Annotated in this window: 19 protein-coding genes; 16 read left to right on the top strand and 3 right to left on the bottom strand. The window is 57.1% G+C overall.

Annotation, left to right across the window (positions count from 1 at the left end):
• Positions 1-245 precede the first annotated feature (245 nt).
• Positions 246-1241: an HRDC domain-containing protein gene (locus tag VN24_RS02040; protein ID WP_045669065.1), complete on the top strand. Its 996-nt coding sequence runs from the start codon at positions 246-248 to the stop codon at positions 1239-1241.
• 78 nt (positions 1242-1319) lie between these two features.
• Here the strand turns inward: VN24_RS02040 and VN24_RS02035 are convergent, their stop codons facing one another.
• A complete protein-coding gene (locus VN24_RS02035; protein ID WP_045669064.1) occupies positions 1320-2351 on the bottom strand; it encodes a hypothetical protein in 1032 nt (343 codons plus the stop codon).
• 166 nt (positions 2352-2517) lie between these two features.
• Between VN24_RS02035 and VN24_RS02030 the strand changes: the two genes are divergently transcribed.
• The 13 genes from VN24_RS02030 to VN24_RS01970 all read left to right on the top strand — a co-directional run bounded on the left by VN24_RS02030 (position 2518) and on the right by VN24_RS01970 (position 12672).
• Positions 2518-2979 (top strand): chemotaxis protein CheX, encoded by a 462-nt coding sequence (locus VN24_RS02030; RefSeq protein WP_045669063.1) that lies wholly within the window; start codon positions 2518-2520, stop codon positions 2977-2979.
• Positions 2980-3233: 254 nt separating this feature from the next.
• Positions 3234-4007, top strand: coding sequence for an SDR family NAD(P)-dependent oxidoreductase (locus VN24_RS02025; RefSeq protein ID WP_045669062.1), 774 nt, complete (start codon positions 3234-3236; stop codon positions 4005-4007).
• A gap of 206 nt (positions 4008-4213) precedes the next feature.
• Positions 4214-5719, top strand: a complete 1506-nt coding sequence (locus tag VN24_RS02020; protein ID WP_045669061.1) for a DEAD/DEAH box helicase — start codon at positions 4214-4216, stop codon at positions 5717-5719.
• Between the two features lie 236 nt (positions 5720-5955).
• A complete protein-coding gene (locus VN24_RS02015) occupies positions 5956-6858 on the top strand; it encodes an ABC transporter ATP-binding protein (RefSeq protein WP_045672875.1) in 903 nt (300 codons plus the stop codon).
• On the top strand, positions 6848-7681 hold the full coding sequence (locus VN24_RS02010; RefSeq protein WP_045669060.1) for an ABC transporter permease subunit: 834 nt from the start codon (positions 6848-6850) through the stop codon (positions 7679-7681). The genes VN24_RS02015 and VN24_RS02010 overlap by 11 nt, the downstream gene beginning before the upstream one ends.
• 12 nt (positions 7682-7693) lie before the next feature.
• Positions 7694-8215, top strand: a complete 522-nt coding sequence (sigY, locus tag VN24_RS02005; RefSeq protein ID WP_045669059.1) for an RNA polymerase sigma factor SigY — start codon at positions 7694-7696, stop codon at positions 8213-8215.
• Positions 8208-8558 (top strand): YxlC family protein, encoded by a 351-nt coding sequence (locus VN24_RS02000; RefSeq protein WP_045669058.1) that lies wholly within the window; start codon positions 8208-8210, stop codon positions 8556-8558. The genes sigY and VN24_RS02000 overlap by 8 nt, the downstream gene beginning before the upstream one ends.
• The gene (locus VN24_RS01995; RefSeq protein WP_045669057.1) at positions 8551-8766 is read left to right on the top strand and encodes a hypothetical protein; all 216 of its coding nucleotides are present in this window, start codon (positions 8551-8553) and stop codon (positions 8764-8766) included. The genes VN24_RS02000 and VN24_RS01995 overlap by 8 nt, the downstream gene beginning before the upstream one ends.
• A 76-nt stretch (positions 8767-8842) precedes the next feature.
• Positions 8843-9601, top strand: coding sequence for an ABC transporter ATP-binding protein (locus VN24_RS01990; RefSeq protein ID WP_045669056.1), 759 nt, complete (start codon positions 8843-8845; stop codon positions 9599-9601).
• Positions 9585-10835, top strand: coding sequence for an ABC transporter permease (locus VN24_RS01985; RefSeq protein WP_045669055.1), 1251 nt, complete (start codon positions 9585-9587; stop codon positions 10833-10835). Before VN24_RS01990 ends, VN24_RS01985 begins: the two co-directional genes overlap by 17 nt.
• Before the next feature lie 422 nt (positions 10836-11257).
• A complete protein-coding gene (locus tag VN24_RS01980) occupies positions 11258-11545 on the top strand; it encodes a putative quinol monooxygenase (RefSeq protein ID WP_045669054.1) in 288 nt (95 codons plus the stop codon).
• A 37-nt stretch (positions 11546-11582) separates the two neighbouring features.
• The gene (locus tag VN24_RS01975) at positions 11583-12266 is read left to right on the top strand and encodes an NAD(P)H-dependent oxidoreductase (protein ID WP_045669053.1); all 684 of its coding nucleotides are present in this window, start codon (positions 11583-11585) and stop codon (positions 12264-12266) included.
• Between the two features lie 25 nt (positions 12267-12291).
• A complete protein-coding gene (locus VN24_RS01970) occupies positions 12292-12672 on the top strand; it encodes a winged helix-turn-helix transcriptional regulator (protein WP_045669052.1) in 381 nt (126 codons plus the stop codon).
• 112 nt (positions 12673-12784) lie between these two features.
• Here the strand turns inward: VN24_RS01970 and VN24_RS01965 are convergent, their stop codons facing one another.
• Positions 12785-14080 (bottom strand): aminotransferase class I/II-fold pyridoxal phosphate-dependent enzyme, encoded by a 1296-nt coding sequence (locus VN24_RS01965; RefSeq protein ID WP_045669051.1) that lies wholly within the window; start codon positions 14078-14080, stop codon positions 12785-12787.
• A gap of 316 nt (positions 14081-14396) precedes the next feature.
• Here VN24_RS01965 and VN24_RS01960 point away from each other — a divergent pair, with 316 nt between their 5' ends.
• Positions 14397-22964, top strand: a complete 8568-nt coding sequence (locus VN24_RS01960) for a glycoside hydrolase family 94 protein (RefSeq protein ID WP_052702737.1) — start codon at positions 14397-14399, stop codon at positions 22962-22964.
• Between the two features lie 151 nt (positions 22965-23115).
• Here the strand turns inward: VN24_RS01960 and VN24_RS01955 are convergent, their stop codons facing one another.
• Positions 23116-23733 (bottom strand): pyridoxamine 5'-phosphate oxidase family protein, encoded by a 618-nt coding sequence (locus tag VN24_RS01955; protein ID WP_045669050.1) that lies wholly within the window; start codon positions 23731-23733, stop codon positions 23116-23118.
• A gap of 284 nt (positions 23734-24017) precedes the next feature.
• Here VN24_RS01955 and pdxR point away from each other — a divergent pair, with 284 nt between their 5' ends.
• Complete coding sequence (gene pdxR, locus VN24_RS01950; RefSeq protein WP_158453633.1) at positions 24018-25538, top strand: MocR-like pyridoxine biosynthesis transcription factor PdxR; 1521 nt, start codon at positions 24018-24020, stop codon at positions 25536-25538.
• Positions 25539-25758 lie beyond the last annotated feature (220 nt).

Raw genomic sequence — 25758 nt, 5'->3', positions numbered from 1 at the left:
TTCATTCCTTCAGTCGGTCAGCAAGTCAGTCGGTCTGTTGGCCAAATGCGTTTCACCAGCGGCAGCGCCGTAGAATCGGTCCCACAACAAATTGCTTGTCATTTTCACCATTCGTATGATACCATGAAAGCAATTGAATCGGACGTTCGTGAGGAAGCACCTCTCCTGCTTAACGGCATGGGAGGTGCTTTTTTGCGTTGTCTTTTAACCGGCCCGGTTCGATAAAATCATCGGAGGTGCGAACTATGCAAATCGTTTTTTTGAACACGTTTGAAAAATGGCTCCCGGACGGGTCGGCACTAAGCGCCCAACTGACGATCTGCGAGCAGCAGGGACTGTGGTCGGTATTGTGGAAAAAGCAGAGCGGGCATGAAGACGAGTCCCCTTCCATCTGGTATGAAGGGATTTCTTGGGAGGAAATGCTCACCGCTTTCCGCCATGGAGTGGCGATCCAAATGGGGGAAGGGTTTACCCCGATTATTGATGGCATGCTCGAAGACAAGCCGATCGGCCGCGGAAGCACGGTAAGCAAGCTTCAATGCTACGGGGAATTGCACGCCAAACCGGAACTGTTCGAGCAGCTTCGGGAATGGAGACGCCTCAAAGCGCTGTCCGAGAAAAAATCCGCTTATTTGGTTGCGACCAACCGGATGCTGTGGATGATCAGCGCATTCGTGCCGCACACGCCGGAACAAATGCGGCAAATTCCCGGCTGGGGAACGTCCAAGCAGGAATCGTACGCGGCCGAAGTGCTGGACATTACGAGGGAATTCGAGCAGCAATGCGTATTCCCGCTGGATTGGGTGGAAGGTGCGCTTGAGCAGGACGTCTACACGAAGTGGTTGTTTAAACAGAAGGAAAATAAATATAAAAGCCGGATGGACAAGCAGCAACTGAACCGCCGCATTTTGCAATTTGTGAAGGAGGGTGGCACGCTCGAGCAGCTTTCCGGCGAAACGGGGCTCCCGCGCCGCGAGCTCATGGAACGCATCGAGCAGCTTGAGCAGGAAGGCTACGACATGGAGCCGCTGATCAGCAGGGAGCTTAGCGAAATGCCGCCGGAGGAGCAGCAGCAGGTTTGGAATGCTCTGCTCGAGGAGGGAGATAAATATTTGAAGCCTATTCTCCACCGGGTGTACGGGGAAGAAACGAATTTTGGGAACAAGCTCGATATCATTTACGACCGGCTGCGGATGCTTCGGCTTCGTTTCCGCCGCAGCGCCGATCCCCAGGCGATGTAGGAGCGCTTCAGCTGCGTTCAGACTCATACGTCAGCCGCCAGTTTCAGCCGGAAGAATCCGCTCGTCGGCCGTCGCGGGTCAGATCGGCTCCGCATACCGGACCCCGTTAAGTTCGGCCGCGCCGGCGAGGGGCAGTCCCGTGTCATAAGAGCGGTTGCCGATCAGAATCCGCACGGTTTGCCTTAAATCTGCAGCATGCCACTGGGCATCTTCTGCCGCGGCTGCGGCTTCCTTGGCGCTGTCCGGCATAGAATGACTGACTGCGGCCGCAACCGCCGCTGCCTTGAACCAGCGCAGCACCGCCTTGACGAGGGGAACCGCTTCATCCATTGCCCGCTGCCATAAGTCGATTGCCGATTCGCTGCTTGTTTTGCCGGAGAGAAAAGGGTCTCTCCAAAGACGACCCGATTCGTTCAAAATATCGGGCGGATTCGGCTCGCGTTTATACACATACGGTTCTATTCGGCCCAGCGTCAGCACCCGCTTCCCTCCGTAAGGGTCATGGAACAGCCGCTGGGCCGAGATCATGTCTCTTACCGCTTCATCCCAAACATCACGCGTCATGAATGAAGCATAAGGCTCGTAATATACGGCCGTAATTTGCTCGAACCCGTCCAGGACGTTCCGGGGCAGCGTGCCGGGCGGATCGATTTCTTTCCAGACCGGCGTATTCCAGGCGTCCATCCCTTTCAGCTTGCGCAGAAACAACGTATCCATTGTTGCTTCAAAGCGGCAGCGGTCCCTCGCTTGAAATCCGGCACTGCCGATTACATACGGATTCAGATTACGGTCGAAAATATGATGCAGCATAAAACCGAGCACATAGACGGCACCCGGATCCGAATCGGTGCCGTCAACCGGCAGCCCGCATACGGCGTCCAGCATTTCCATCATGGCCGGCCCGCAGGAACGGGTATGCATCAGCTTCCCGAGAAGGCGGGCCGTTTCGCTCTTCTGCCACGGAAGATAACGGTGGTAGAACAGAAAGTCCGGACCTTGGCAGCCCAAATTAAACAATCTCTCGCGTTCCGGCAAGGCAATCAGCTGCTGTACGCCCACCGTTTCCAGTACTTTTTGACCAAATAAAATATGGGACCAGATCGTTGGCATTCTCATCCTCCGGTAGGAAAAATTAGAACTGATTGCCTCCTTGACAATTTAGGCCCAAAGTCGCAATATTGTTATTTTTAGTATACTTGTCCTATATAATCTAGTATAATTAGGCGAGTGATAAGGGAGAACGAGAAAATTGTCGAAGAGAGGCGAGAATGTTCGTATGAAGGCTGAATACATAAATTCGTTTTTGGAATCCGCGATGACGGTCATCGAACAGGTCTGTCAAATTCGTCCGGAAACAGGTCAGTTAGGTCTGAAAGATATTAAATTCGTCGAAAATTATATCTGGATCCAAATCGGGCTGAACGGCCAAATGAGCGGAGATATCGTATTCGGACTTAGCGAAGAAGTCGCTTTGAAGCTGATCTCCGCCATGATGGGCGGATTTGCCGTATCCGAACTGGACGAAATGGGCAGAAGCGCCATCTCGGAGCTTGGCAATATGATCAGCGGCAATGCAAGCACCCGCTTGTACAATCAAGGGGTAATCGTTGACATCACGCCTCCCAAAGTTATGCATTCCGCGCAAGCGGCCGGTTTTAAGGAACGCAAAGCGTTAACGGTACCGCTTTTCCTGCACGGGATCGGACAACTTGACATCCAGGTGCTGATCGCTTCATAAGCGAAAATAAGCTTCACTTTGCACATGCAGACCGGAGTGTAACATGAATCGAATAAATGAATAGATGTTAAACGCATCGTATCATGAAAAAAGCTTCCGGGGGAGCTTTTTTTCATTTTGTAGGCCCTTGCAAACGATTTCATAGTTCCGAAGTCCTCATCTTCGAATATCGGCCGCCGCTCAAGCGGAACAGCGGCCGTTTTTGTTTTGCGTGCAGGCGGGCTTTGAAGTACACTGGGAACAGGTGAGAGCGGATGATAAAGGATAAAGTAATTATGATAACCGGCGCTTCGAGCGGTATCGGCGCGCTTACAGCCCGCAAGCTGGCGCAGCGGGGAGCCGTTCCGGTGCTGTGCGCCCGCAGCTTGGAGAAGCTGGAGCAAGCGTCGGCTGCAATAGCGGGGAGCCACGGGCGGTATGTCCTGGATGTGACCGACGAAAAGGGCGTTAACGAAACGGTCGCACAGATTATGAAGCGGTACGGACGGATTGATGCGCTGATCAACAATGCGGGTTTTGGACGGTTCAAGCCGTTTATGGATGCGCCGATCGGCGATTTTTCGGAAATGATGAATACGAATTATATGGGCATCGTCCGCTGTACGAAAGCGGTGCTGCCCCATATGGCCGCCCGCGGGCAAGGCCATATCGTTAATATCGCTTCGATGGCGGGCAAGATCGGCACCCCCAAATCGACGGGATATACGGCAAGCAAGCACGCCGTTCTCGGTTTGACCAACGCCCTCAGGCACGAACTGAGAGGAAGCGGCGTATTCGTCTCGGCTGTCAATCCCGGTCCGATCGACACGCCTTTTTTCGAGCAGGCGGACCCAAGCGGGTCCTACGTGCGGAATGTCAAACGGTTTATGATGACGCCGGACAAAGTGGCCGATCGGATTGCCGGCATCATCGAGCGGCCAAGGGCGGAGCTGGACCTGCCGTGGCTGGCGGCAGCCGGAATCAAGCTGTATCAGCTGTTTCCGCGCTTGGCCGACCGGATTGCCGGGCCGATGCTCGACCGGAAATAAGCGCTGCAATCCGCTCGTGGCGTATACGCCCGATTTGCGAACCCGCGCGCCTCTCCCGGATCACGCCAAGGCGCCGGTCAGACCATTCCGCCATATGCAACGATGCGAAAGAGAAACGATGCCGCCGGATATCATGCGCAAGACGGGAAGCGGAAACAATGATGAAAGAACGATCAGGTAAAAGAAAGTAGGGACAACGTTATCTAATGGATAATAAATGGAAACAGCTCGGCATTGCCGATGCTTTGATCGCGCGTTTGGCAGAGAACGGAATTACGGAACCGACAGCGGTGCAGGAGCAGGCGCTGCCGCTGCTGCTAGCAGGCAAAGACGTGTCGGCGGGATCGCAGACAGGTACGGGCAAGACGCTTGCTTACTTGCTGCCGCTGCTGCAGCGGATGGATGCGGCAAGCCCGGCGATCCAGACGATTGTACTGTCTCCGACCCAGGAGCTGGCGATGCAAATTTACCGTGTCGCCGAGCAGTACGGTGAATCGCTTGGAATCCGCGTGCAGCAGCTCATCGGCGGCGCCGCGCTCAAACGGCAGCTGGAGAAGATGAAGCAGCATCCGCAGCTCATTGTCGGCACGCCGGGCCGGATTCACGAGCTGCTGAAGATGAGGAAGCTGAAGCTGTCCGGCTTGCAGTCGATCGTCATCGACGAAGCGGATCAAGTATTTCAGCTCGGTTCCGTCCGTGAGGTGGAGGCGCTATTTGCGGCTGCTCCCCGAAGCAGGCAAATCGCATTCTTTTCGGCGACTTATCCCCAAGCGATGGCGGAGCTGGAACGGAAATGGATGAATGATTTCGTCCGCATCGATATCACTCCGAAAAGCCGCGTATCGGAAACGATCAAGCAGTTTTATCTCGTTTGCGACAAACGGGAAAAAACGGACACCGCGCGCCGGATTTTGCGGCTGCTGGAGCCGTCTTCGGCGCTGCTGTTCCTGAACGATACGGATCAGATCGCTAACTGGGAAGCGAAGCTGAGCTATGAAGGCTTCACCGTGGAGACGCTGTACGGCGACGCGGACAAGCAGCGCCGGGCGGCGACGCTGGCCCGCTTCCGCGACGGCCGCTGCCAGCTGCTGCTGGCGACGGATGTCGCGGCCCGCGGCCTTGACATCGAAGGACTGCCGCTCGTCGTCAATCTCGATCCGCCGATCGATGCCGATCATTACGTGCACCGTGCGGGACGAACGGGACGGATGGGCCGGCCGGGCACGGTCGTCAACATCGTAACGCCGCAAGAAATTTTCATTATGGACAAATTCCGCAAGCAGCTTGGGATCGAACTGCCGGAACAAGTTATGTATAAAGGCGAGCTTCACAGCCCGGATTCGCTGCGGCGCCGTCCGGCTTCAGCATCGTCGTCTGCCGGCAAACGGCGGACAGCGACAGCGGCGCACCCGGAACCGCAGAACGGTAAAAAAGACCGCCCGCAGCAGCAGTACGGACGTGACGAAAAAGAAGTAACGGTTCACGGTGCGGCCCAAAGAGAGGCTGCAGCTAGAGGCGCGCGCAGCCATAAGGGCGCGCAAAGCGCAGCGCAGAGCAGGCCGGGAGCGGGAGCCGGAGCGGCACACCCGTCCAGAGGAAAAACGAAAGCGGACGAGCGTTCCGGCAAGTCCAAAGCGCAGCGCGAACGGGAACGCAAAGACAAGGGCGCTCCCAAATGGCTGAAGGCGAAGCGCAGCGGCGGCGATAAATGATCATTGCAGACTCCTCTGTTGGATCAGAATAACGATCTAACCGCTTCAAGCACCGTAAGCGGGCCCCTGTAACGAGGGGCCCGCTTTCTGTTTTTTTCGCCGGAAAAATTTATTTGGAGGTATTGAACGATTCGGCTGTGCCGCGCGTCAAACAGGAAAAGGCCGGAATGAACGGTGAAAAGGAAGGCCGAGAGGAATCAAAGTCACCGGAGTTCGATTTTAAGGAGAGGGATTTTATGATTGACACGCGGCAATTGACAAAGACGTTCGGCGGCAACCGCGCCGTGAGAGAGCTGGATTTGCGGATCGGCAAAGGGGAAATCGTCGGCATGCTAGGGCCGAACGGCGCCGGCAAAACAACGATTATACGGCTGCTGAACGGCCTGCTCGCCCCGACGTCGGGACAGGTGAGGGTGCAGGGGCTGGACCCGATACGGCAGGGGGAGCAGGTGCGTTCTTTATGCGGGACGCTTACGGAACAGCCGGGATTGTATGAGCATATGAGCGGGCGGGCGAACCTGAAGTTTTTTGCCGATCTGTTCCGCGTCGGCAATCCCGGGCGCATCGAGGAGCTGATTGATTTGCTGGAGCTCCGTCCTTTTGTGGAGCGGAGCGTCGGAACGTACAGTACGGGCATGAAAAAAAGGCTAGGCCTCGCCAAGGTGCTGCTGCATCGACCGGCCGTCCTGCTGCTCGATGAGCCGACCAACGGGCTTGACCCCGACGGAACGCAGCGCGTCCTGGAGCATATTAAAACGCTCAACAAATACGAGCAAACGACGGTTCTCATATGCTCCCATGTTCTGAGCCAGCTGGAAGAGGTGTGCACCCGGTTTCTTTTTATGGAGAACGGGACCAAACTCGAGGAAGGCACGAGAAAAGAGCTTGAACGAAAATATATTCGCGAGCGGACGGTGGAGGTAGAGGCGGTTCTTGGCGAGCCGCTCGAGAGGTTCGCCGAGTTCCATCCCGTTCGGCTGGGCGATGACCGCTTCCGGTTTACGGTGCCGGGCCGCGAACGGATGCCGGAGCTGCTGCGGCGGCTCACCGGCGCCGGGGAGCTGTACGAAGCGAAGACGAGAAACGCCGATCTGGAAAGTATTTATTTTCAAATTAGGAGGAGCACTCATGCCGGATAAAAAAGCAGTTTGGACGATTGCCAAAAAAGATATATACGCGGTGCGCGCGAGCGTTCAGCTATGGCTGCCGATGCTGATCGTGCCGCTGCTGATGGGCGTTGTGCTGCCGGGAGGCCTGCTTATCGCGTCGCGGCTGCTTGATTTGTCCGCTCTGGGCAATTTCGAAAAGCTGCTGCCGCTGCTGCAGTCGGTTTCAGGTTCCGGCGGGCAGCCGGACCTCACATCGATGCCGACCGATAACCACCGGCTCGTTTATTATCTCAGTTTGTATATGTTCGCGCCGTTCTTTTTGCTTATTCCGATCATGTCGTCCAGCATCATTACGGCCAACAGTTTCGCCGGCGAAAAAGAGCGCAAAACGCTGGAAGGGCTGCTGTATACGCCGATCACGATGAAAGAGCTGTTTCTCGGAAAAATGCTGGCTGCTTTCGTGCCGTCGATCCTTTTGACGGCGGGCGCTTTTGCGGCATACGGGATCGTGGTCGATGCCGTTGCTTATCCGATGTTCGGCCGGCTGATTTTTCCGAATGTAAGCTGGCTCGTGTTGATGCTGGTCGTGGTGCCGGTTGTCAGCGTGTTTGTTATTTTGATCAACGTATTTATTTCCGCCAAGGTCAAAGGGTTCCAGGAAGCGTTCCAGCTCGGGGGTCTCGTCGTGCTGCCGGTGCTCGGTCTTGTTGTCAGCCAGGCGACCGGACTGCTCTTGTTGAGCCCGCTCGTGCTGCTCGTAATCGGCGCTGTGCTGCTGGTCATTAACGTTTTTCTGCTGCAATCGCTTGCCAAATGGAACGAACGGCATACCTTTTTGGAACATCACGTTTAAGATGGAGTTGCCATGGACGAGACGCAGCTGATCAAACAAGCCAAAAAAGGAAATGAACGCGCGTTTGCCGTTCTTTTGCAAAATCATTATTTGTACGTCAAGCGCTATCTGATGAAAATATCGCTGCAGCCGTCGCTGGCCGAAGATTTGACGCAGGAGACGATGATCAAGGCTATTGAGCAAATTCACAGCTTTGAAGGCCGGGCGGCATTTTCGACCTGGCTGGTCAAAATCGCCACCCGTTTGTTTCTGGATGAAAAACGCAAACAATCGAGACGCAGCCGCTTGCAGCGGGAGTACGGCACCGCACAGCTGATGTCAGAAATAAACGAGGCGGAAGACGGGTGGCCGGAAATGGTTGAAGCGTTGTCTCTGCTGCCGGATGAGCAGCGGACATCGGTTGTTTTGAAGCATTATTACGGGTATACGTATGAGGAGATCGGCCGGATGACGAATGTGAGCACCGGCACCGTCAAGTCCCGCGTCCATCACGGAATCGCGTTTGTACGAAAGGAGCTGGAGAGCAATGCATGACAACGGAAAGCAGGATGAAGAGAACAGGCCGGAGCTTGAGACAAAGCTGACGCAGCAGCTTGCGATCGTTGACCGCTCGGTACGGGATACGGCGCCTTCCCTGGAAGATCTGGAAGGACTTGTGCGGGCGGTGCAAGCGGAGAAGCGCCAGCGCCTGTGGAGGGATCTGTGCATGTTCTGGCTTATCGCTCTACTCATCATTGCGCTGATGCTTTGGAGCTATGCCCGTTTCTTCGAAGCCGTCCTCATCTTGCAGGCGGCAGCAACGGTTGCAGCGGGCGCAGCTATCGGATTCCTATGGCGCCGGCGGCGGCTGCAAAGGCGGATGGTCCGTCATGAATAGAACGCAGGTAACTCCGGCGGATATCCCGTGGTACTTATGGGTGCTGCTTTGTCTCGTGCTGCTCATCCAGAGTACATGGCTGTTTGTACATGCGGGCCGGAAGGGGCAGCGGCGCTGGTTTTGGGGTCTTTGGGGGCTGATCCAGGTGCCGATGCCGATAATCGTTTACCTCATCTGGTCAAAATGGTTAAGAAAAGAAGAGCGCTGAATCTCTCTGCCCGTTTCCGGTTGTTTCCATTCCTGAAGCCGCTCCGCTATAATGGGGGGTGATGAGGTGAATGAGGATGCAACCGGAACCTATTTTGCAGGTGGAAGACTTGACGGGAGGCTACAGCCCGAGACGCCCGGTGCTGCATCAGGTCGGTTTTCATGTGGAAGCCGGCGAGATGGTCGGCCTGATCGGCCTCAACGGCGCGGGCAAAAGCACGACGATCAAACATATTCTCGGGCTGATGAAACCGCACGCAGGCCGGGTGAAGGTGCAGGCGGCGGAGCTGGAACAGGATCCGGAAGCGTACCGGGGGGCATTCGCGTATGTGCCCGAAACGCCGGTTCTTTTTGACGAGATGACGGTGGAGGAGCATATGCGGCTGACCGCGATGGCATACGGGCTGGAGCGGGAACCATTCAGCCGGCGGTTGGAAATGCTGCTGGACGAATTCCGGATGCGGGACAAACGGAAGGCGTTTGCCGCCCATCTGTCCAAAGGGATGAAGCAGAAGGTGATGATCATGAACGCGCTGCTCATCCAGCCGGCCCTATATATTATCGACGAGCCTTTCCTGGGACTCGACCCGCTCGGCATCCGGTCGCTGCTGGAGCGGCTGATGGAAGAGAAGCGGCGCGGAGCGGCGATTTTGATGAGCTCGCACATTTTGTCCACGGTGGAGACGTATTGCGACCGCTACATTGTGCTGCACCGCGGCCGCGTGGCGGCGCAGGGAACGCTCGCCGACGTAAGAGCCGCGGCCGGCAGCGGCGGAACGCTGGAAGAAGCGTTTTACCGGCTCGTGGAGGAAGATTCCGATGAACCGGGAGCTTGAGCAATTATGGAAGCGGCGGGCCGGCGCTTTCCGCAGCGAAATGATGCCTTATATGGGCTACGTCGTGCAAAGCGGATTCCCGGGTTTTAGCGTGCTGCTGCTCATACTCGCTTCGGTCGGTTACGGCACATTTATCCGCGATATCCCTCCGGATTTTCCGGTAATGGCAGCCGGGGTCTTGCTGCTGACGCCGCTGCTCTGCCGGAGCCCGCTGCGGACGTGGCTGCAGCCGGCGGATACGGTCTTTCTGCTTCGGCTGGAGCCGGCTATGCCCGCCTACATCGGGCGTTCGATCCGGCGCAGCCTGCTGCCGGGAACCGCTCTTGCGCTGGCGGCGCTGGCGGTTTATTGGCCGCTGTACCGGAGCGAAGCGGGCAGCGGAAATGCAGGCGCCTGGACGCTTGCCGTCATGACCGCGGCGCTGTTTGCGGCCAATACGGTTGCTTCGTGGCAGGAGCGCCGGATGGCGTGGAGCGGCGCCAGGCGGCTTGCGCGGCTGCTTAGGTGGCTGCTGACGGCTGTGGCGGTTTCTTTTTTTCTGACCGTGGAGCCATGGAAAGCGCTGCTGTTCACGCTCCCGGCAGCCGCACTGCTGGCTGCGGCATACCGGCTGCCGCGCAGGCTGTCATTTCCTTGGGAGCGGCTGATCGAGGAGGAAGAGAGAACGCGCAGCCGCTATTACCGTTTTCTCGGTCTGTTCGTCGATGTCCCCGCTCTTCCGCCACGGGTCTACAAACGTCCTTACGCCGCTTGGATCCCAAGCCTAATAACGCTGCGGAAATCGAACGCTTACCGGTATTGGTACACGCTGACGTTGATCCGTACGGAGCTGGGCGGCATTCTGCTGCGGCTGCTTCTGCTCGGGCTGCTGGTCGTTTATTGGCTGTCCGATGCGGCCTGGCTGGCGGGGTGGGGCGCTGCAGCGGTGCAGCTGTTGTTTCTTGGCATTGCCGGGGTGCAGTTGTCGGCGCTGCGGCTGACGCATCGTTTCTCGGTCTGGCGGCATGTCTATCCGCTGCCCGAAGAGAGGCGCAACCGCTCGCTGCTGGCCGTCGACCGTGCGGCTAATGCTGCGCTGGCGGTTCCGCTGCTGCTTGCGCTGACAATGCCCCTTATGGCGGCGGGTCATCTTGCCCCTGCCGCAGCCGGTGTCGGGGCGACAGCCGCATACCTGCTGCTGCTCCGGCCGGCGCGTCTAAGGCGCAAGCTATCCGCCGATCAGGAAGAAGACTAGCTCCGTCGGCGGCCTGCGCCGGCCGCTGTCTCACAACAGTTCGCATGAATGAGCGAGTCCCAATATGACGATAAGACCTCCAGTTCCGCTAAGCAACGCGGAGTTGGAGGTCTTTTTCCGCGTCTTCCCGGCGTTGACTAAGGCAACTTTCGCAGCCGAGCCTGCAAATGTGCAGTTTTTATCGATCGAAACCGTATGCTGAGATGGAAAACCTCCGAATGTACAGGAATTCCAAGCTTATTTTGCCCGAACGTGACACCGTCTGTTCAACGTTTATGGTATATAAATAGATACTATACAACATGAATGTGCGTACTTACGTTTTTAATCGTTTTATACTATTCTGGATAAGTAGTCGGCCGGCTGCAAACGTTAGATGGGTACCGAAAAATGCCATTGCTGTTACAAGAAAGGACTTGTGTATGGTTATTATTCACGCTTATTTTCATGTGAGAACCGATGCGCTCGAGGCGTTCATGGAACAAACGAAGCCGCTGATCGAGAGCTCAACGGCCGAACCCGGAAATATCAGCTACGCCTTGTACCGGGACGTCGATCAGCCGAATGTGCTGATTATGGTAGAGGAGTGGAAGGACGAGCAAGCGGTTGCGATTCATAACGAAACTCCGCACCTCCTTCAATTTTTGCATCAAACGAAACCGTTGCTTGCAAAGCCGATCCAATTAAAAAAATATACCGTTCAATCATAAAAAGACATAACGACCGGAAAAGGAAGGGGATACCATCATGGAACAAGTTAAAGATAGCATTCAAATTAAAGACCGCATTATTGAGGCGTTTCAATTTCGGCATGCTTGCAAGGAGTTTGATCCGGCGAAAAAAATAAGCGATGCCGACTTCGACTTTATTCTTGAAACGGGACGTTTGTCGCCAAGCTCATTTGGATTTGAGCCTTGGAAATTCGTTGTCATCCAAAACGCGGAGCTGCGCGAGCAGCTGCTTCCGTTTACTTGGGGCGCAAAGAAACAGCTTCCGACATCGAGCCATTTTGTGGTCGTTCTCTCCCGCACGAGGGCCGATATGGTTGCCGACTCCGCATTTATCTGGGGGATGATGAAGGATGTCCAACTGCTCCCTGAGGCCGTCCAGCAAGGCAAAGGGCAGGTATACGGCAATTTCCTCGAAAATGATTTCAAGCTGCTCGAAAGCGACCGGATTATTTTCGAATGGGGCTGCCGGCAAACGTATATCGCTTTAGGCAATATGATGACAGCAGCCGCGCAAGTCGGAATCGATTCCTGCCCGATCGAAGGATTCGATAAAGAAAAGGTAGAGCAGATTTTGAAAGAAGAAGGCATCCTGAAAGGAAACTTCGAGCTTGCCTGCATGGTTGCTTTCGGATACCGTGTACGTGAGCCGCAATCGAAAACGAGACAATCGATCGAGCAAGTCGTGGAGTGGGTTCGTTAATTTTGATGGAGAGGAGCTGCACTTCATGCGGGATCGCAAAAGCGGGTATGGCGGTTGTCCGGAAGGCGAAGGGTGCCCCGTTGAATTTACGCTTGATGTGATCGGCGGGAAGTGGAAAGGGGTTCTGCTCTACCATCTCATTGATGGAACGAAACGATTTAACGAATTTCGAAAAATATGCCCTTCCATCACGCAGCGAATGCTGACTCTTCAGCTTAGAGAGCTGGAAGAGGACGGGGTCATTCACCGGGAGGTGTATCAACAGGTGCCTCCAAAGGTCGAATATTCGCTTACGGAATTCGGCCGAACGCTGGAACCTATTATCCTCCAGATGAAGCAGTGGGGGGAAACGTATAAAAAGAAAGCACGGTCGCTCATCTTCAACGGACCCGGGCAGTCCTCATGATAAAGAAATGAAAAAGAAGCTTCCGGCCACTTCAACAAGTGGTGCCGGAAGCTTCTTTGTTTGATTTTATGGTGATGGATTCACTCCGCATCACCCATATAGGATTGGAATCTTACTGCTGCAAATCCTGCACGGCTTTGTAGATGCTGTCGAACAGCTCCTCCAAATTCGCTTCTTCGGTGCAGGAGAACGCAACGCGCAGATCGGTTTCGCCCAGCGCGATCGTGCCGATGCCGTACGCGTCCAGCAGCCGTTTGCGCACCGATTCCGCATCGGTGTTCGTCAGTTTGAGGCACATGAAGTAACCGGAGTTGAACGGATAATAGGTCCATGCGCCTTCGTAGCGGCCGCTGTCGAGCAGATCCTTTACGCGGTTGGCGCGTTTTTTCATAATTTCGAATTTCTCGTCTTTTTGCGCTTCGAATTCCGGCGACTGGAGCGCCTTCAGCACGAACGTCTGCGACGGATGCGGGCCGCTGGAAATGGTGGCGCGGATAATGCCGAGCGTTTTTTGCTCCAAAGCGTTCATCACCGCTTCGGACGGGGAGGCGTAAGTGATGAAGCCGACACGGAAGCCCCACACATATTCTTCCTTGGTCGCGCCGTCGACTTTGACCGCCAGCACGCGGGGATGAAGATCGGCCAGCTTGCCGAACAGCGATTCATGCAGCGATTCCTCAAAGAAAAGACCGAAGTAGGCGTCGTCCGTAACGGCCACGACATTAATGCCGGCTTCGGCGGCATCGCGGATTGCCGCAACGATTTCGTTCCCTTCCTGCGGACCCGGAGTGTAGCCGGTCGGGTTGTTCGGGAAGTTGAGGACGACGATCGCCTTGCCTTTGTTCTTCTGCGCAAGCAGCGCCTGCCGCAAACCTTCCGCATTGAAGCGGTTGTGCTCATTATATAACGGATATTCCACAATCGCCGCACCGCGGCGTATGCCAAAAGTCAGCTCATAGTTTTCCCAGTTTTTATCCGGAATGATGACGGCGTCGCCAGCGTCCGCGAACAGGTCGGCCACGATGCTGAGGCCGTGCGTCAGCGCATTGGTCACAATCGGGCTGCCGAAGCTTTTATCTTCCAAAGAAGGGTTTTCCTTCATCATCTTGGCGCGCCAGACGCTGCGCAGCTCCGGTTTCCCGGCCGGCGGCGCATAAACGTACAGATCCTTCGGATCGTATGCCGACAAGGTGTCCTGAATGACCTTCAAGTGCATCGGGCCGCCGTCCTCGGTTGCAATGCCGATCGTCGCGTTAAATTTATTCGCTTTGCTTTTCGCTTCGGCCGACTGGCTCAAGATGCCCTCTTTCGGAAAATAAATGGCTTTGCCAAGACCGGATAACATGGCGTAAACGTTGGCATTTTCCCGCTCCAACGTTTCGTTTAACTGCTGGGCAAGTGGGTTCATGGATAGATTCCATCCTTTTCAACTCAATATGTCTTTACGGGAATTCTCCGTAAGGAATTGTTCGGGTGCTATTATAACATTTTTTTGCGGATGGAGACTACATCGGGACGTTTTTTTTCACGCTTAAGGAAAAAACCTGAAAATCCGGCAGGAATACTTAGTTTCAAAGCCTATTTTGAAATTGCGGATGTCGTTTTCACTATTTATCGAAGGCATGTTTTTGTGCGCCGCAGCCTGTTAAGTCATAAAATTCCGCCGCTTTGGGAATATTTACTTAGGTGTATCGACACTTCGATTAAAGGACCCAGGGGGACTCATGATTCAGCTTACAGAACAGCTTCAGGAGCGTGCGCGCAGGCTTGCGCTTACACACGACGTGAGAAGGCAGAGGATCAACCGGGGCAGACAGCGTCTGATGCTTGACCGCCAGCTTGCTCAGCTTGTGTCGCTTGCCGCGGATTTGGGAGCGGAAGGAGCGAGCTGCCCGCAGCCGGCCGGAGAGTGGCTGCTCGATCATGCCGAATTTATCGAAGAACAGGGTTATGGAATACGCCAAGAGCTTCGCAGCGGCTGTCTGCGCGGGCTGCCTGTCATTCGCAAGAGCGGCGAGACCCGCATTGAAGCGCTGTGCGGGAGCTATCTGGATGAAACGGAAGGCGGCTTCGATTTGCCGTCGTTCCTAACCTATACGAATGCTTATCAGGAAGTGGCGGTGTTGACAAACGCCGAGACGTGGACGCTGCCGCTGGCGCTGCGCTTTAGGCTGATCAACCGGCTCGGCGAGCTGTTCGGGGAAGTGCGTGAGCGTCACGACGCATGCCGTCAGGCTGAAGCGATATTGGAGCCGGTGCTTGCGGGGGCATCGCGTCCGGATGCGGGTGCCATCGTCGCCGCGATGGAACAAGCGGGGAAACAGCTGCCGTTGTCTGGCGCCGTTATCGTACACCTGGTCGGCTACTTGCGGGAATGGTGCGACGACCCGGCCGTTGTCCGCGCTTGGCTCGCCGGCCGGCTTGAGAACGGCGATGAAAGTCTGGGCAGACTGACGGCCTATGAGCATAAGCTGCAGGCTTCTTACCAGATGGCTGCCGGCCGCCTGATTCAAAGCTTGCGCGATGCGGAGCGGGCGGACTGGGAACCCGCGCTGGAAGCGATCAGCTTCTCGGAGCGGACACTGTCAGGGGAGCTGGCAGGCAGCTATCCGCTGATGGATGCAACGAGCCGCGGCACGCTGCGGCTTAGGGTCGCAAAGCTTGCCGGAAGGCTGGGCGTACCCGAGAATCTGGTCGCGGAGCGGGCGGTGCTGCTGGCAAACCGCTTTGCGGCGCCGGCTGCTGCGCAGACGCCGGCGGAAGGGGAGCCGCCGGGAAACGGCGGGGACCGCTTCTCCGTCAAGGCGGACGCTTCTGCCACGGCGGCAGAGGGAGCGGCGGCTATTGCTGCCGCCAACTCCCCCGCGGCAGAACCTTCAGCGGTAACAAATGCCGGCGGCGCCGCCGTTTTGGCGGACGGCTCGGCGGACATGCTGCCGCGCCAAGCTTTTGCCGCCTACTATTTGCTTGAAGCGGAAGGTGCGCAGCAGCTGAGGCAGTCGCTCAAGGATTGCACGAGCCCGCGCCGTCTTCTGGAGAACGGCCTTCTGCGCCGGCGCGTTCACGTTTATTTTATGCTGCTCGGAGGCTTATTTGCCGTCTTTGCAGCGCTCCTGATTGCGGCCGGCGGGTATGGCGGCAGGCTGCCGGCAGCGGGCTGGCTGCTCCTCGGAGCGCTTGCCCTGCTGCCGGCGTCGGAATGGGCGGTAACCGCCCTGCACGCGCTCGTTGGCAAGATGATGCCGTCCCGCCCGCTGCTGCGTTACGACTTCGCCGCCGGTATTCCCGGGGAAGCGGAGACGATGGTCGTCATTCCCGTCATCTGGTCAAAGCCGGAGGAGGTGCATGAAGCGGCGGACAAGCTTGAGCTTCATTATTTGGCCAACCGCGATCCCCGGCTCCATTTTGCGCTGCTCGGGGATTTTGCCGACGCTTCCTCCGAAACGACCGATCAGGATGAAGCGCTTCTCGCTGCGGCGGGAAGGCGCATTATGGAGCTGAACCGCCGCTATTCGAATCCGGACGACGCAGCTGTCGGAACCACCTTTCATTATTTTCAGCGCAGGCGGGTATGGAATGAATCGGAATCGGTCTGGATGGGATGGGAACGGAAACGGGGCAAGCTGGTTGAATTTGTTCGGCTGCTCGCGGGAGAAAAGAACACCGGGTTTATGGACTTTGGACACGACCGGACCGTTTTGGACCGGATCCGGTATTTGATCACGCTCGATGCGGACACGCAGCTGCCGATCGGCAGCGCCCAGCGGATGGTCGGTTCCATTCATTTGCCGTTTAACCGGCCCCGCATGAACGAAACGCGGACGCGGGTAACCCAAGGCTACGGGGTGCTGCAGCCGCGGATCGCGATCAGCCGGGAATCGGCGGACAAATCGCGGCTCGCCGCGTTGTGGGCCGGGAATCCGGGTATCGACCCATACGCTTTTGCGGTATCCGACCCGTATCAGGATGGGCTTGGCGAAGGGATTTTTACAGGGAAGGGCATCTTTGACGTGCCGGTATTCAGAGAGCTTCTTTCGGCGCGCATACCCGAAAACCGTGTGCTGAGCCACGATTTGCTGGAGGGCGGTTTTTTGCGGGGCGGACTGCTCTCGGATATCGAGCTTATTGACGGGCATCCCGTCACCTTCCGCTCCTACCAGCAGCGTCTGCACCGCTGGGTGCGGGGGGATTGGCAGCTGCTGTGCTGGCTGCGCTCCGAAGTGAAAGACTGCGGCGGCACGCTGCACCCGGTCGATTTGTCCGCGATAACCCGCTGGCAAATGATCGACAATATGCGCAGAAGCCTGATGGCTCCGGCGCTGTACCTGCTCCTGCTGCTCGGCGCTTTTTTCCCTGCGGGGACAAGAGGCGTACTGCTTGCCGCGGCTGTTCTGACTTTTTTCATCCCGGTCGTACGTTCGCTTTTTCCGGTCGGCAATTGGGTCCGCCATCCGCGTACCGCGGCAGCCGCTTTGATGCAGTCGGCGCTTACTGTCATTACGCTGCCGTACCAAACGGTGCTTATGGCCGATGCTATTGCCCGGACGCTGTACCGGCTCGGCGTTTCAAAGCGCCGTCTGCTGGAATGGGTCAGCTCGGCGGAGATTGACCGCCGCGAAGACGGGCGCGGGGGCGCGGGAGGCAGCATCATCGGTCTACGCTATGGGTACGCTTTGGCCGTATTGTACGCCGCTGTATCCTTTTGGTTCGCTGCACCGGGCTATGCGGCCGCGGCGGCTGTTTTGAGCGCCGTTTGGTTATTGGCGCCGCCGGCCGTCCATTATTTGAACGCTCGTCCGCGCACTAACCGGATTCGGTTGACCGCAGACGAAATGGAGGAACTAACCAAGCTGGCGGCGCAAATATGGGCGTATTACACCGATTTTGCCGGGGAGGAGGACAACTGGCTCCCTCCGGATAATGTGCAGATCGACCCGGCGAAAGGAACCGCACACCGGACCTCGCCGACCAACATCGGCCTGATGCTTGCTTGTGCGGTAACCGCCCGCGATTTTGGCTTTATTACCACAGATACGCTGCTCATGACTGTGGAGCGGACGGTCGGAACGGTCGAAAGGATGGAAAAATGGGCGGGCCATCTGTACAACTGGTACGATACCCGGACGCTTGCCCCGCTTGCTCCGCTTTATGTATCCACCGTTGACTCCGGCAATTTTGTAGCCTACCTGATCACGGTCAAGGAAGGGCTTTCGGAGTGGATGCGGCAGGATTTCGGCACGAATTGGCCGCCGGAGGGAAAGCGGCTTCTGGGGCGGCTTGAGCGCCTCATTGCCGACACGGATTTCCGGCCGCTTTATGACGACGGGGCACGGTTGCTGACGCTGGGGTTTCATGCCGGACTGAACCGGCGTGAGACGATTTTGTACGATCTGCTCGCTTCCGAAGCGAGGCAGGCGAGCTTTCTTGCAATCGCGCTCGGCCAGATTCCCGTTTCGCACTGGTTCCGCCTCGGCCGCGCGATGACGCGAATCGGCCGGTTTCCGACTTTGCTTTCCTGGTCGGGCACGATGTTCGAATATTTAATGCCTTCGCTCATCATGCGGACGTACCGCAATACGGTTTGGGACAGCACGTTTCGGGGCGTCGTGAAAAGACAGCGGCAGTTTGCAAGCCGCAACGGCGTGCCGTACGGCATTTCCGAATCCGGCTACTACGCGTTCGACCATGCGTTGAATTACCAATACCGCGCCTTCGGCGTGCCCGGCCTCGGCTTCCAGCGCGGATTGGAGCGCGATCTGGTGCTTGCTCCTTATGCGGCCGTCATGGCGCTGCCGCTGCAGGTTCGCGATGGGCTCGCAAATCTGGAGCGGCTTGAAAAACTCGGCGCGAGAGGAAAATACGGCTTCTATGAAGCGATTGACTGCACGCCGAGCCGGATGCCGGAAGGCAAAACCCAAATGCTGATCCGCAGCTTTATGGCTCATCATCAAGGCATGAGCCTGCTCACGCTCGGCAATCTGCTGCTGCCCCGCAGCATGCAGCAGCGGTTTCACGCCGATAAACGCGTGCGCGCGGCGGAGCTGCTGCTTCAGGAGCGGATACCGGAGAAGGCGGCGCTGATCGAGGCGCCGGTGCTAAGGTCGAAACAGCCCCGCTCCTCCGCATTCGCAAACGCCAGACCGGTCCGTGAATTTACGGACCCGGTTACGTATACGCCGGAAGTGTGCGTGCTCGGAAGCGGCTCCTTCTCGTCCGTGGTCACAGCGTCCGGAAGCGGCTATATCCGATCCGGCAAGACGGCGCTTACCCGCTGGCGGGAAGATCCCGTTACGGAGACCGGCGGATGTGCCGTCTATATTCGCAATGTTAGCAGCGGCGGAATATGGTCGCCTTCCCTGTATCCGACCGGCGTCAAGGGGGACAATGCCAAAGTTCGGTTTATGCCGGACCGTGCGGAATTTTCGCGGACCGACGGCGATGTGGACACGGTGATGGAGATATGCGTGTCTTCCGAACATAATGCCGAGCTGCGCAGACTTCGGCTGACAAATAATGGAGCGGCCGAAGTTTTGCTGGAAGTGACGACTTTTGTGGAAATTACGCTTGCGCCGCCGGCGGCAGACAATGCGCATCCCGCGTTCAGCAAGCTGTTCGTGCAGACGGCTTTGGACGAAGACAGCGGGGGTCTGCTTGCTTACCGGCGTCCGCGTTCGCCGGATGACGAAACGCTTTGGGCCGTTCATGCGCTCCTGGTCGACGGGGAAAGCGTCGGGCCAATGGAATTCGATACCGACCGCTCATGCTTTATCGGACGTGGTCATTCGCTGGCAAGGCCGGTCAGCGCCGCCGCCCGGCTGTCGGGGTCAACCGGGCCGGTGCTTGACCCGGCGTTCATAATCCGCCGGCGTCTGCGGGTGCCGCCGGGAGCTGCGGTCAGCGCCCATATGATAAGCGGCGTCGCTGCCTCCCGCGGGGAAGCGGTCGGCATCGTGACGAAGCTGCACAGCGCGCAGCAGGTGGAAAGCGCGTTTCAGCTCGCTTTTACGCACAGCCAGATCGAACTGCGCCATCAGCATTTGTCGGCGGCGGAGGCGGAAACGTTTCATACGCTGGCAGCGCAAATCTTGTATACTCCGCCGCTGCGGGATGCCAGGAAAAAGGCGATTGCCGCCAATAGCAAAGGCCAGTCCGGATTATGGCCGATGGGCATTTCGGGCGATTTGCCGATCGTAACCGTCACGGTCCGGGATAGGGAAAATATGGGCTTTGTCAGGCGCATGATCAACGGGCACAGCTATTTGCGGCGCAAAGGCGTATCGTTCGATCTTGTGCTGCTGAACGAATCGGCGGGCGGCTACCAGCAGGATTTGCAGGACGAGCTTCATCGGGCCGTGGAGCAGATGTCTAGCTACCCGCCGTATGAAGTGCCTGGCGGCATTTATCCGGTAGCGGCGAATCAACGGTCCGAGGAGGAGCTGCTGCTGGTGATGGCGGTTTCCCGTGTCCTGCTTCAAGCGGGTGGAGCGAGTCTTACGGCACAGCTTAAATATAAGGCAGGCTTCCCGGGCCGCAATCACAAGGCAACCGCGCAGTCCGCGTTTACGGAACATCGAGCGGCAACCGGGCAATCCACTCACATGGAGCAGGCTGCGTTAGCCGGAACCATTCCCTACGATGAGCCGCAAGCACCTTATGCGGCCGCCCGCCCCCCGGTTTCCGCTGCGGATCTCGCGGATAACCTGCAGCTATTTAACGGATGGGGCGGATTCGCGGAGAGCGGCAGTGAATACCGCATTCTGCTGCGCGGCGGCAAACATTTGCAGGCGCCTTGGAGCAATGTGATGGCCAACCCGAAGTTCGGCACCCTAGTGACCGAGCTTGGAACGGGATATACATGGTACAGCAACAGCCGGGAGTTCAAGCTGACGCCATGGAGCAACGATCCGGTTCTCGATCCGCCGGGGGAAGCGTTTTATGTATATGATGAGGAAGACGACAGGGTTTGGACAGCTGCCCCGTCTCCAGGTCTGCCAGGCGAGCCTTGCCAGGTGTCTTATGCCCGGGGCTACAGCCGGTTTGAATCGGAATATTCGGGAATCCGGCAGACGATGACGGTCTATGTGCCGCCAGAAGATCCGGTCAAAATCGTAGAGCTTAAGCTGCGCAACGATTCCGGCCGCCCCCGTTTTCTGTCGGCTGCTTACTACTGCAGTTGGGTGCTCGGCGTCAGCAAGGACGGGAGCGCGCCTTACACTGTTACGGAATGGGACGGCGCAGCGGCCAGCCTTTATGCCCGAAGCGGCTACCAGGAAACGTTCCGGGATACGACCGCTTTTTTGCTTCTGTGCGGTGACGGGGTTTCGATTGAGGAGCTGTCGTGGACGTCGGACCGCCGCGAATTTATCGGGAGAGACGGATCATTGGGACGGCCCGGCGCTTTTGGAAAAGGAAAGCTGTCCGGCTTCTCCGGCACTCAGTATGACGCGTGCGGCGCCATTCAAACGCAGGTGATGCTTGATGCCGGCGAAGAGCGGACCGTCTACGCGGTGCTGGGAGCCGCGTCTTCCCGGGAGGAAGCGCACAAGCTGGCGGAGGCATTCGGCGATCCGAAGCGATGCAGCAGGGCTTATGCCGAGACAACCAAGCATTGGGAAGAGCTGCTCGGACAGCTTACCGTACAAACGCCTGACCGGGAATTTAATCTGCTTGTAAACGGCTGGCTCCTTTATCAGGCGCTTTCCTGCCGGATGTGGGCCCGAACGGCTTTTTATCAAGCCGGAGGGGCTTACGGATTCCGCGACCAGCTGCAGGATTCGCTCGCGATGCTGCATACGCGGCCGGATTTGACGCGCTCCCAGCTGCTGCTGCACGCCTCCCATCAATATGAAGAAGGCGACGTTCAGCACTGGTGGCATGAAGAAACGGAGCGGGGCATCCGCACGCTTTACAGCGACGATTTGCTCTGGCTGCCTTATGCGGCGTCACGGTATGCCGTCCATACCGGCGATTGGGACGTTTTTGCGGAAAAACGGCCGTTTCTGCAAAGCGAGCCTCTTCGCAAAGGCGAGCATGAGCGCTACGAAGCGACCGTTGCCTCCGGCGGCGAAGGCACGTTGTATGAGCATTGCGTTCGCGCCATCGACCGCAGCCTCGCCTATGGGGAGCAAGGGATTCCGCTGATGGGAATCGGCGATTGGAACGACGGGATGAACTCCGTTGGCGACGACGGAAAAGGTCAAAGCGTTTGGCTCGGGTGGTTTCTATGCGACGTGCTGGAACGTTTTGCCGCTGTTTGCGAGCGCCGGGGCGACAAGGTCCGGTCGGTTCATTACCGCAAATCCCGGGACAAAATCGCAGCCGCCATCAACGAGCATGCGTGGGACGGCCAATGGTACCGCCGCGCGCGGACCGACGAAGGACGCTGGCTCGGCGCAAGCCAGAACAGTGAATGCCGGATCGACGCCATCGCCCAGTCATGGTCCGTCATTTCCGGCGGAGCGCCGCCGGAGCGGGCCAGCAGCGCCATGCATTCGTTCGACCGGGAGCTTGTGGACCGCAATCTGGCATTGGCGAAGCTGCTTACGCCGGCTTTCGACCGCACCGACCCGAGCCCGGGTTACATCCAAGGGTATCCTCCGGGCATCCGCGAAAACGGCGCCCAATACACGCACGGCGTCATCTGGAGCATTGTCGCCTGGAGCGTGCTTGGCGACGGGGACAAGGCGGGCGAGCTGTTCCATCTGCTGAACCCGGTCAACCATACCAAATCGCCGGGAGACGTTCGGCAGTATGCCGGCGAGCCGTATGTGATGGCTGCTGACGTTTATTCAACCGATCTTCATAAAGGACGTTCCGGGTGGACGTGGTATACGGGCGCCTCGGGGTGGATGTACCAGGCGGGTGTCGAATGGATTCTCGGCGTGCGGAAAATACACGAGCGTCTATACGTCCGTCCTTGCGCACCGCGCAGCTGGAAACAGTTCGCTGTCCGCTATCGCTATGGCGAATCGACGTACGAAATTACGGTGCTGAATCCCGAAGGGCTTACCGGCGAAGATTCGGATCAGCGCTATCAAATCGTGACGGACGGCAGCCATCGGCATCCCGTCAGCGATGCGCAAACCGTCAGCGGTGCGCAAAGTGTCAGCGGTGCGCAAACCGTCAGCGATGCACATCCCGGAAGCTCCGGGCGCGACGCTCAAGCCGCGCAGACGGAAGATGGAATAATGCTCAGTCGGGACGGCGGAAAGCACCGCGTTACCGTCACGCTTGTCAAACGTCCGTCTGAAACGACAAATGAGCAGCAGGATGCCGCGCAAGAGATTTATTAAGCCGGTTAGAGCTCGATAACAAACAACACAAATACAAATACAAATACAAATACAAAAGCAAAAACCCGCGTACCGCGGTTTCTCATCTTGGTCAAACAACAAAGCAATGACCGGAAGGAGCTGTGGAAAACGGGTTTTTGCCGTGTCTTTATTAATTATCAGGCGGGGCGTAACGGTTCATCAGCGACGCGGTTTCATGGTCAAAAGGGCATCCGCGGCGCTCCAGTTGATCTGTGAGCGAGCGGCGTTTGTCGGCCGCCAAATTTTGGCCGAACTTGAATTTGGCGCTCATTTGATCGACCTTGATCCGGATGACGGCCACCCCTTTCAAACGCGGCACGTAATCGGGGTCGCCCGCCGTAATCGTTTTGTATCCGCCCTCGGGCTGCAGTTTTTGCATCAGCGCTTCCAGCGCCGCCGCTTTCTCCTCGGATTCTTCCAGCTGCGAAGCCGTTCCTTTCAGCACGACCGATTTGAAATAGGTTGTTGCCGGACAGGCCATAACAGGATCCGAGAAGTAAGAAGGAATGACCGCGTATTCTTTGGCCACACAAAAGGTTACCCGGTCTTCTTTCTTCAACGTTCGCATTTTTTCCCCGGCCCGGCTTCCGTGAACATAAATGTTTCCGTTCAAATAGACGTAATTAAGCGGGGTAACGCCGGGGCTTCCGTCTTCCAGAACGGTTCCCAAAAACCCGAAAGACATTTCGTTCAAAAACGATTCTACTTCAGCTTCATTTTCCGTCTCATCAAATTCTTCCCTGCGCATGTAAGCAAGACCTCCTTTTTATTGCCCCGATCGCTTGCCGAACCGAGCCGGTTCATAAAGTCCATCCGGCTCGTCCAAGCGGGGCTAGGCCAGGCTATGTGGATCCTACCGATCCAAGCCGGGCTAAGCAACCTCACGAGGGCCAATCGCTCCAAGCTGGACCGCAGCAGCCATCCGCTTGTTTTCAAACAGCATATCGCGGAATTGGATATCAAAAAAGGTCCACATTCTATCGATTTTAATAGTCCACTATGTTAAAGTTGGGCCAGAGGAGGGGAATGATATTGTTCGAATTTAGACTTGCTTACGATCGCTTCCTGCTGGATGCGGGAACGAAACATATGGCGTTCTATGAATCGCTGCGCGAAGCGATTTTGTCCGGACAGCTCCCTTATGGCACCCGGCTTCCTTCCTCACGCAGTTTGGCCGCAATGTACGGAGTCTCCAGAGGCGTCGTCACTGAGGCCTACGATATGCTGTACTCCGAAGGATACGTCACCGCCCGTAAAGGGAGCGGCACCTTCACCGCCTACCGGCCGCCGGACTCCGGCCCTATACGGCATGCGGCTGCGAAAAGTTCTCCGGTTAAAAATGTTATCGCCGAGTCATCTGCAGCAAGTCCCAATCGGGACGGCTTTTCGTTTGCGGGGACAGCATGGGCCAGGCGCCTGTTGGCAACTCATGAGACGGAAGGTCGAACCGTAGGAGAAGAGCGCGGACAGCTTTTTTCGGCTGGATTGACGGATGAGCGATTGTTTCCGACGGCGGAGTGGAAAAGCTGCATGTACGCAGAAGTGCGCCAGAGCGGAACCGCGAAGCTAGCAAAAGATAATCCGACCGAAGGCGACTTCCAGCTCCGCAGCAAAATTGCCTCGGAACTTCGGCGGGAACGCGGAATTGTCGCATCGCCGGAGCATATTGTACTCACTAATGGCTCCATGCAGGCGGTCGGTATTCTTTGTCAGCTGCTGGTAGAGCCGGGAATCTCGGTCGTACTGGAAAATCCCTGTTACCGCGGATTTAAACGGGCGGTATCGGCGGCAGGCGGCGCAGTCGTATCCGCTTCCGTCGATGAGCAAGGAATCGTCCCTAGGCATTGGGATTCGAGCTTGCTGTTCGTAACGCCCAGCAGGCAGTTTCCGACCGGAGCGGTACTCAGCCACCAGCGCAGAACGGCGCTTCTTCATTGGGCGGCTGAGCGCGGCGCGCTTATCGTGGAGGATGACTATGACAGTGAATTCCGATATGGAGGTCGCCCCGTTGAACCGCTTAAGTCGCTTGACAGGCAGGAGCGTGTCGTGTACATCGGCACCTTTTCCAAAACGATGTTTTCCGGCCTTCGTATCGGCTACGCCGTACTTCCGCCGTGGCTGTCCGAACCTTTTCGCAGGGCAAAATCGTTGTTCGAGCCGTCCACGGCAGGGTTGACGGAGCAGGGGGCACTATCGCGTTTTATGGGCAGCGGAGGTTACGGACGTCACTTGCGCAGAATGCGCCGGCATTACGGCAGGCGACTCGCGGCACTGCAGCAGGGGCTACGGCGGCTTCCCGGCGGGATGTTTTCTTTCGTTCCGGCCAATTCGGGCCTTCATCAATATGTCGCATGGAAAGGAGAACAAGATTCGTATTCCGCATTTCTAAATGCCTGTCTCAGCGAAGGGCTGGGCTGGAGCGATGGCGCCGGCAATTGGCACGACAAGCCGCTCGAAAGCGGCGGCACGTTCGGTTTCGGTCATTTAACCGAGGACGAGATATCAGCCGGTATGCAGCGAATCCGGGCGATCGCACACAAACTCGGGTTATAGCAATCGAATATGACGAAAATCCGGCATCAGGTCCTGAAAAATCCGGCATCTGGACCGGTCGGTCGGAACAGTTTTCCGAAGTGGGTCAACAAAAGAATTAGTCCGGGAAGGTGAGGAAGTCCGGAAAACGAGAAATGGGGATGGATTGCTTGACTAACAGGTATTGGTTTTATGAGCCTGCGGGCACTATCCCTTTTACTCAGGAAGTTACGGTACAAAC

It is taken from the genome of Paenibacillus beijingensis (assembly GCF_000961095.1).
GTDB classification, from domain to species: domain Bacteria; phylum Bacillota; class Bacilli; order Paenibacillales; family Paenibacillaceae; genus Paenibacillus_O; species Paenibacillus_O beijingensis.
This window is presented reverse-complemented; position numbering and strand designations above follow the sequence as displayed.

What these genes read in the sequence shown, in the direction of transcription:
- VN24_RS02040 (WP_045669065.1), top strand. Translation starts at nt 246, where the DNA reads ATGCAAATCGTTTTTTTGAACACGTTTGAAAAATGGCTCCCGGACGGG.
- VN24_RS02035 (WP_045669064.1), bottom strand. Translation starts at nt 2,351, where the DNA reads ATGCCAACGATCTGGTCCCATATTTTATTTGGTCAAAAAGTACTGGAA.
- VN24_RS02030 (WP_045669063.1), top strand. Translation starts at nt 2,518, where the DNA reads ATGAAGGCTGAATACATAAATTCGTTTTTGGAATCCGCGATGACGGTC.
- VN24_RS02025 (WP_045669062.1), top strand. Translation starts at nt 3,234, where the DNA reads ATGATAAAGGATAAAGTAATTATGATAACCGGCGCTTCGAGCGGTATC.
- VN24_RS02020 (WP_045669061.1), top strand. Translation starts at nt 4,214, where the DNA reads ATGGATAATAAATGGAAACAGCTCGGCATTGCCGATGCTTTGATCGCG.
- VN24_RS02015 (WP_045672875.1), top strand. Translation starts at nt 5,956, where the DNA reads ATGATTGACACGCGGCAATTGACAAAGACGTTCGGCGGCAACCGCGCC.
- VN24_RS02010 (WP_045669060.1), top strand. Translation starts at nt 6,848, where the DNA reads ATGCCGGATAAAAAAGCAGTTTGGACGATTGCCAAAAAAGATATATAC.
- sigY (WP_045669059.1), top strand. Translation starts at nt 7,694, where the DNA reads ATGGACGAGACGCAGCTGATCAAACAAGCCAAAAAAGGAAATGAACGC.
- VN24_RS02000 (WP_045669058.1), top strand. Translation starts at nt 8,208, where the DNA reads ATGCATGACAACGGAAAGCAGGATGAAGAGAACAGGCCGGAGCTTGAG.
- VN24_RS01995 (WP_045669057.1), top strand. Translation starts at nt 8,551, where the DNA reads ATGAATAGAACGCAGGTAACTCCGGCGGATATCCCGTGGTACTTATGG.
- VN24_RS01990 (WP_045669056.1), top strand. Translation starts at nt 8,843, where the DNA reads ATGCAACCGGAACCTATTTTGCAGGTGGAAGACTTGACGGGAGGCTAC.
- VN24_RS01985 (WP_045669055.1), top strand. Translation starts at nt 9,585, where the DNA reads ATGAACCGGGAGCTTGAGCAATTATGGAAGCGGCGGGCCGGCGCTTTC.
- VN24_RS01980 (WP_045669054.1), top strand. Translation starts at nt 11,258, where the DNA reads ATGGTTATTATTCACGCTTATTTTCATGTGAGAACCGATGCGCTCGAG.
- VN24_RS01975 (WP_045669053.1), top strand. Translation starts at nt 11,583, where the DNA reads ATGGAACAAGTTAAAGATAGCATTCAAATTAAAGACCGCATTATTGAG.
- VN24_RS01970 (WP_045669052.1), top strand. Translation starts at nt 12,292, where the DNA reads ATGCGGGATCGCAAAAGCGGGTATGGCGGTTGTCCGGAAGGCGAAGGG.
- VN24_RS01965 (WP_045669051.1), bottom strand. Translation starts at nt 14,080, where the DNA reads ATGAACCCACTTGCCCAGCAGTTAAACGAAACGTTGGAGCGGGAAAAT.
- VN24_RS01960 (WP_052702737.1), top strand. Translation starts at nt 14,397, where the DNA reads ATGATTCAGCTTACAGAACAGCTTCAGGAGCGTGCGCGCAGGCTTGCG.
- VN24_RS01955 (WP_045669050.1), bottom strand. Translation starts at nt 23,733, where the DNA reads ATGCGCAGGGAAGAATTTGATGAGACGGAAAATGAAGCTGAAGTAGAA.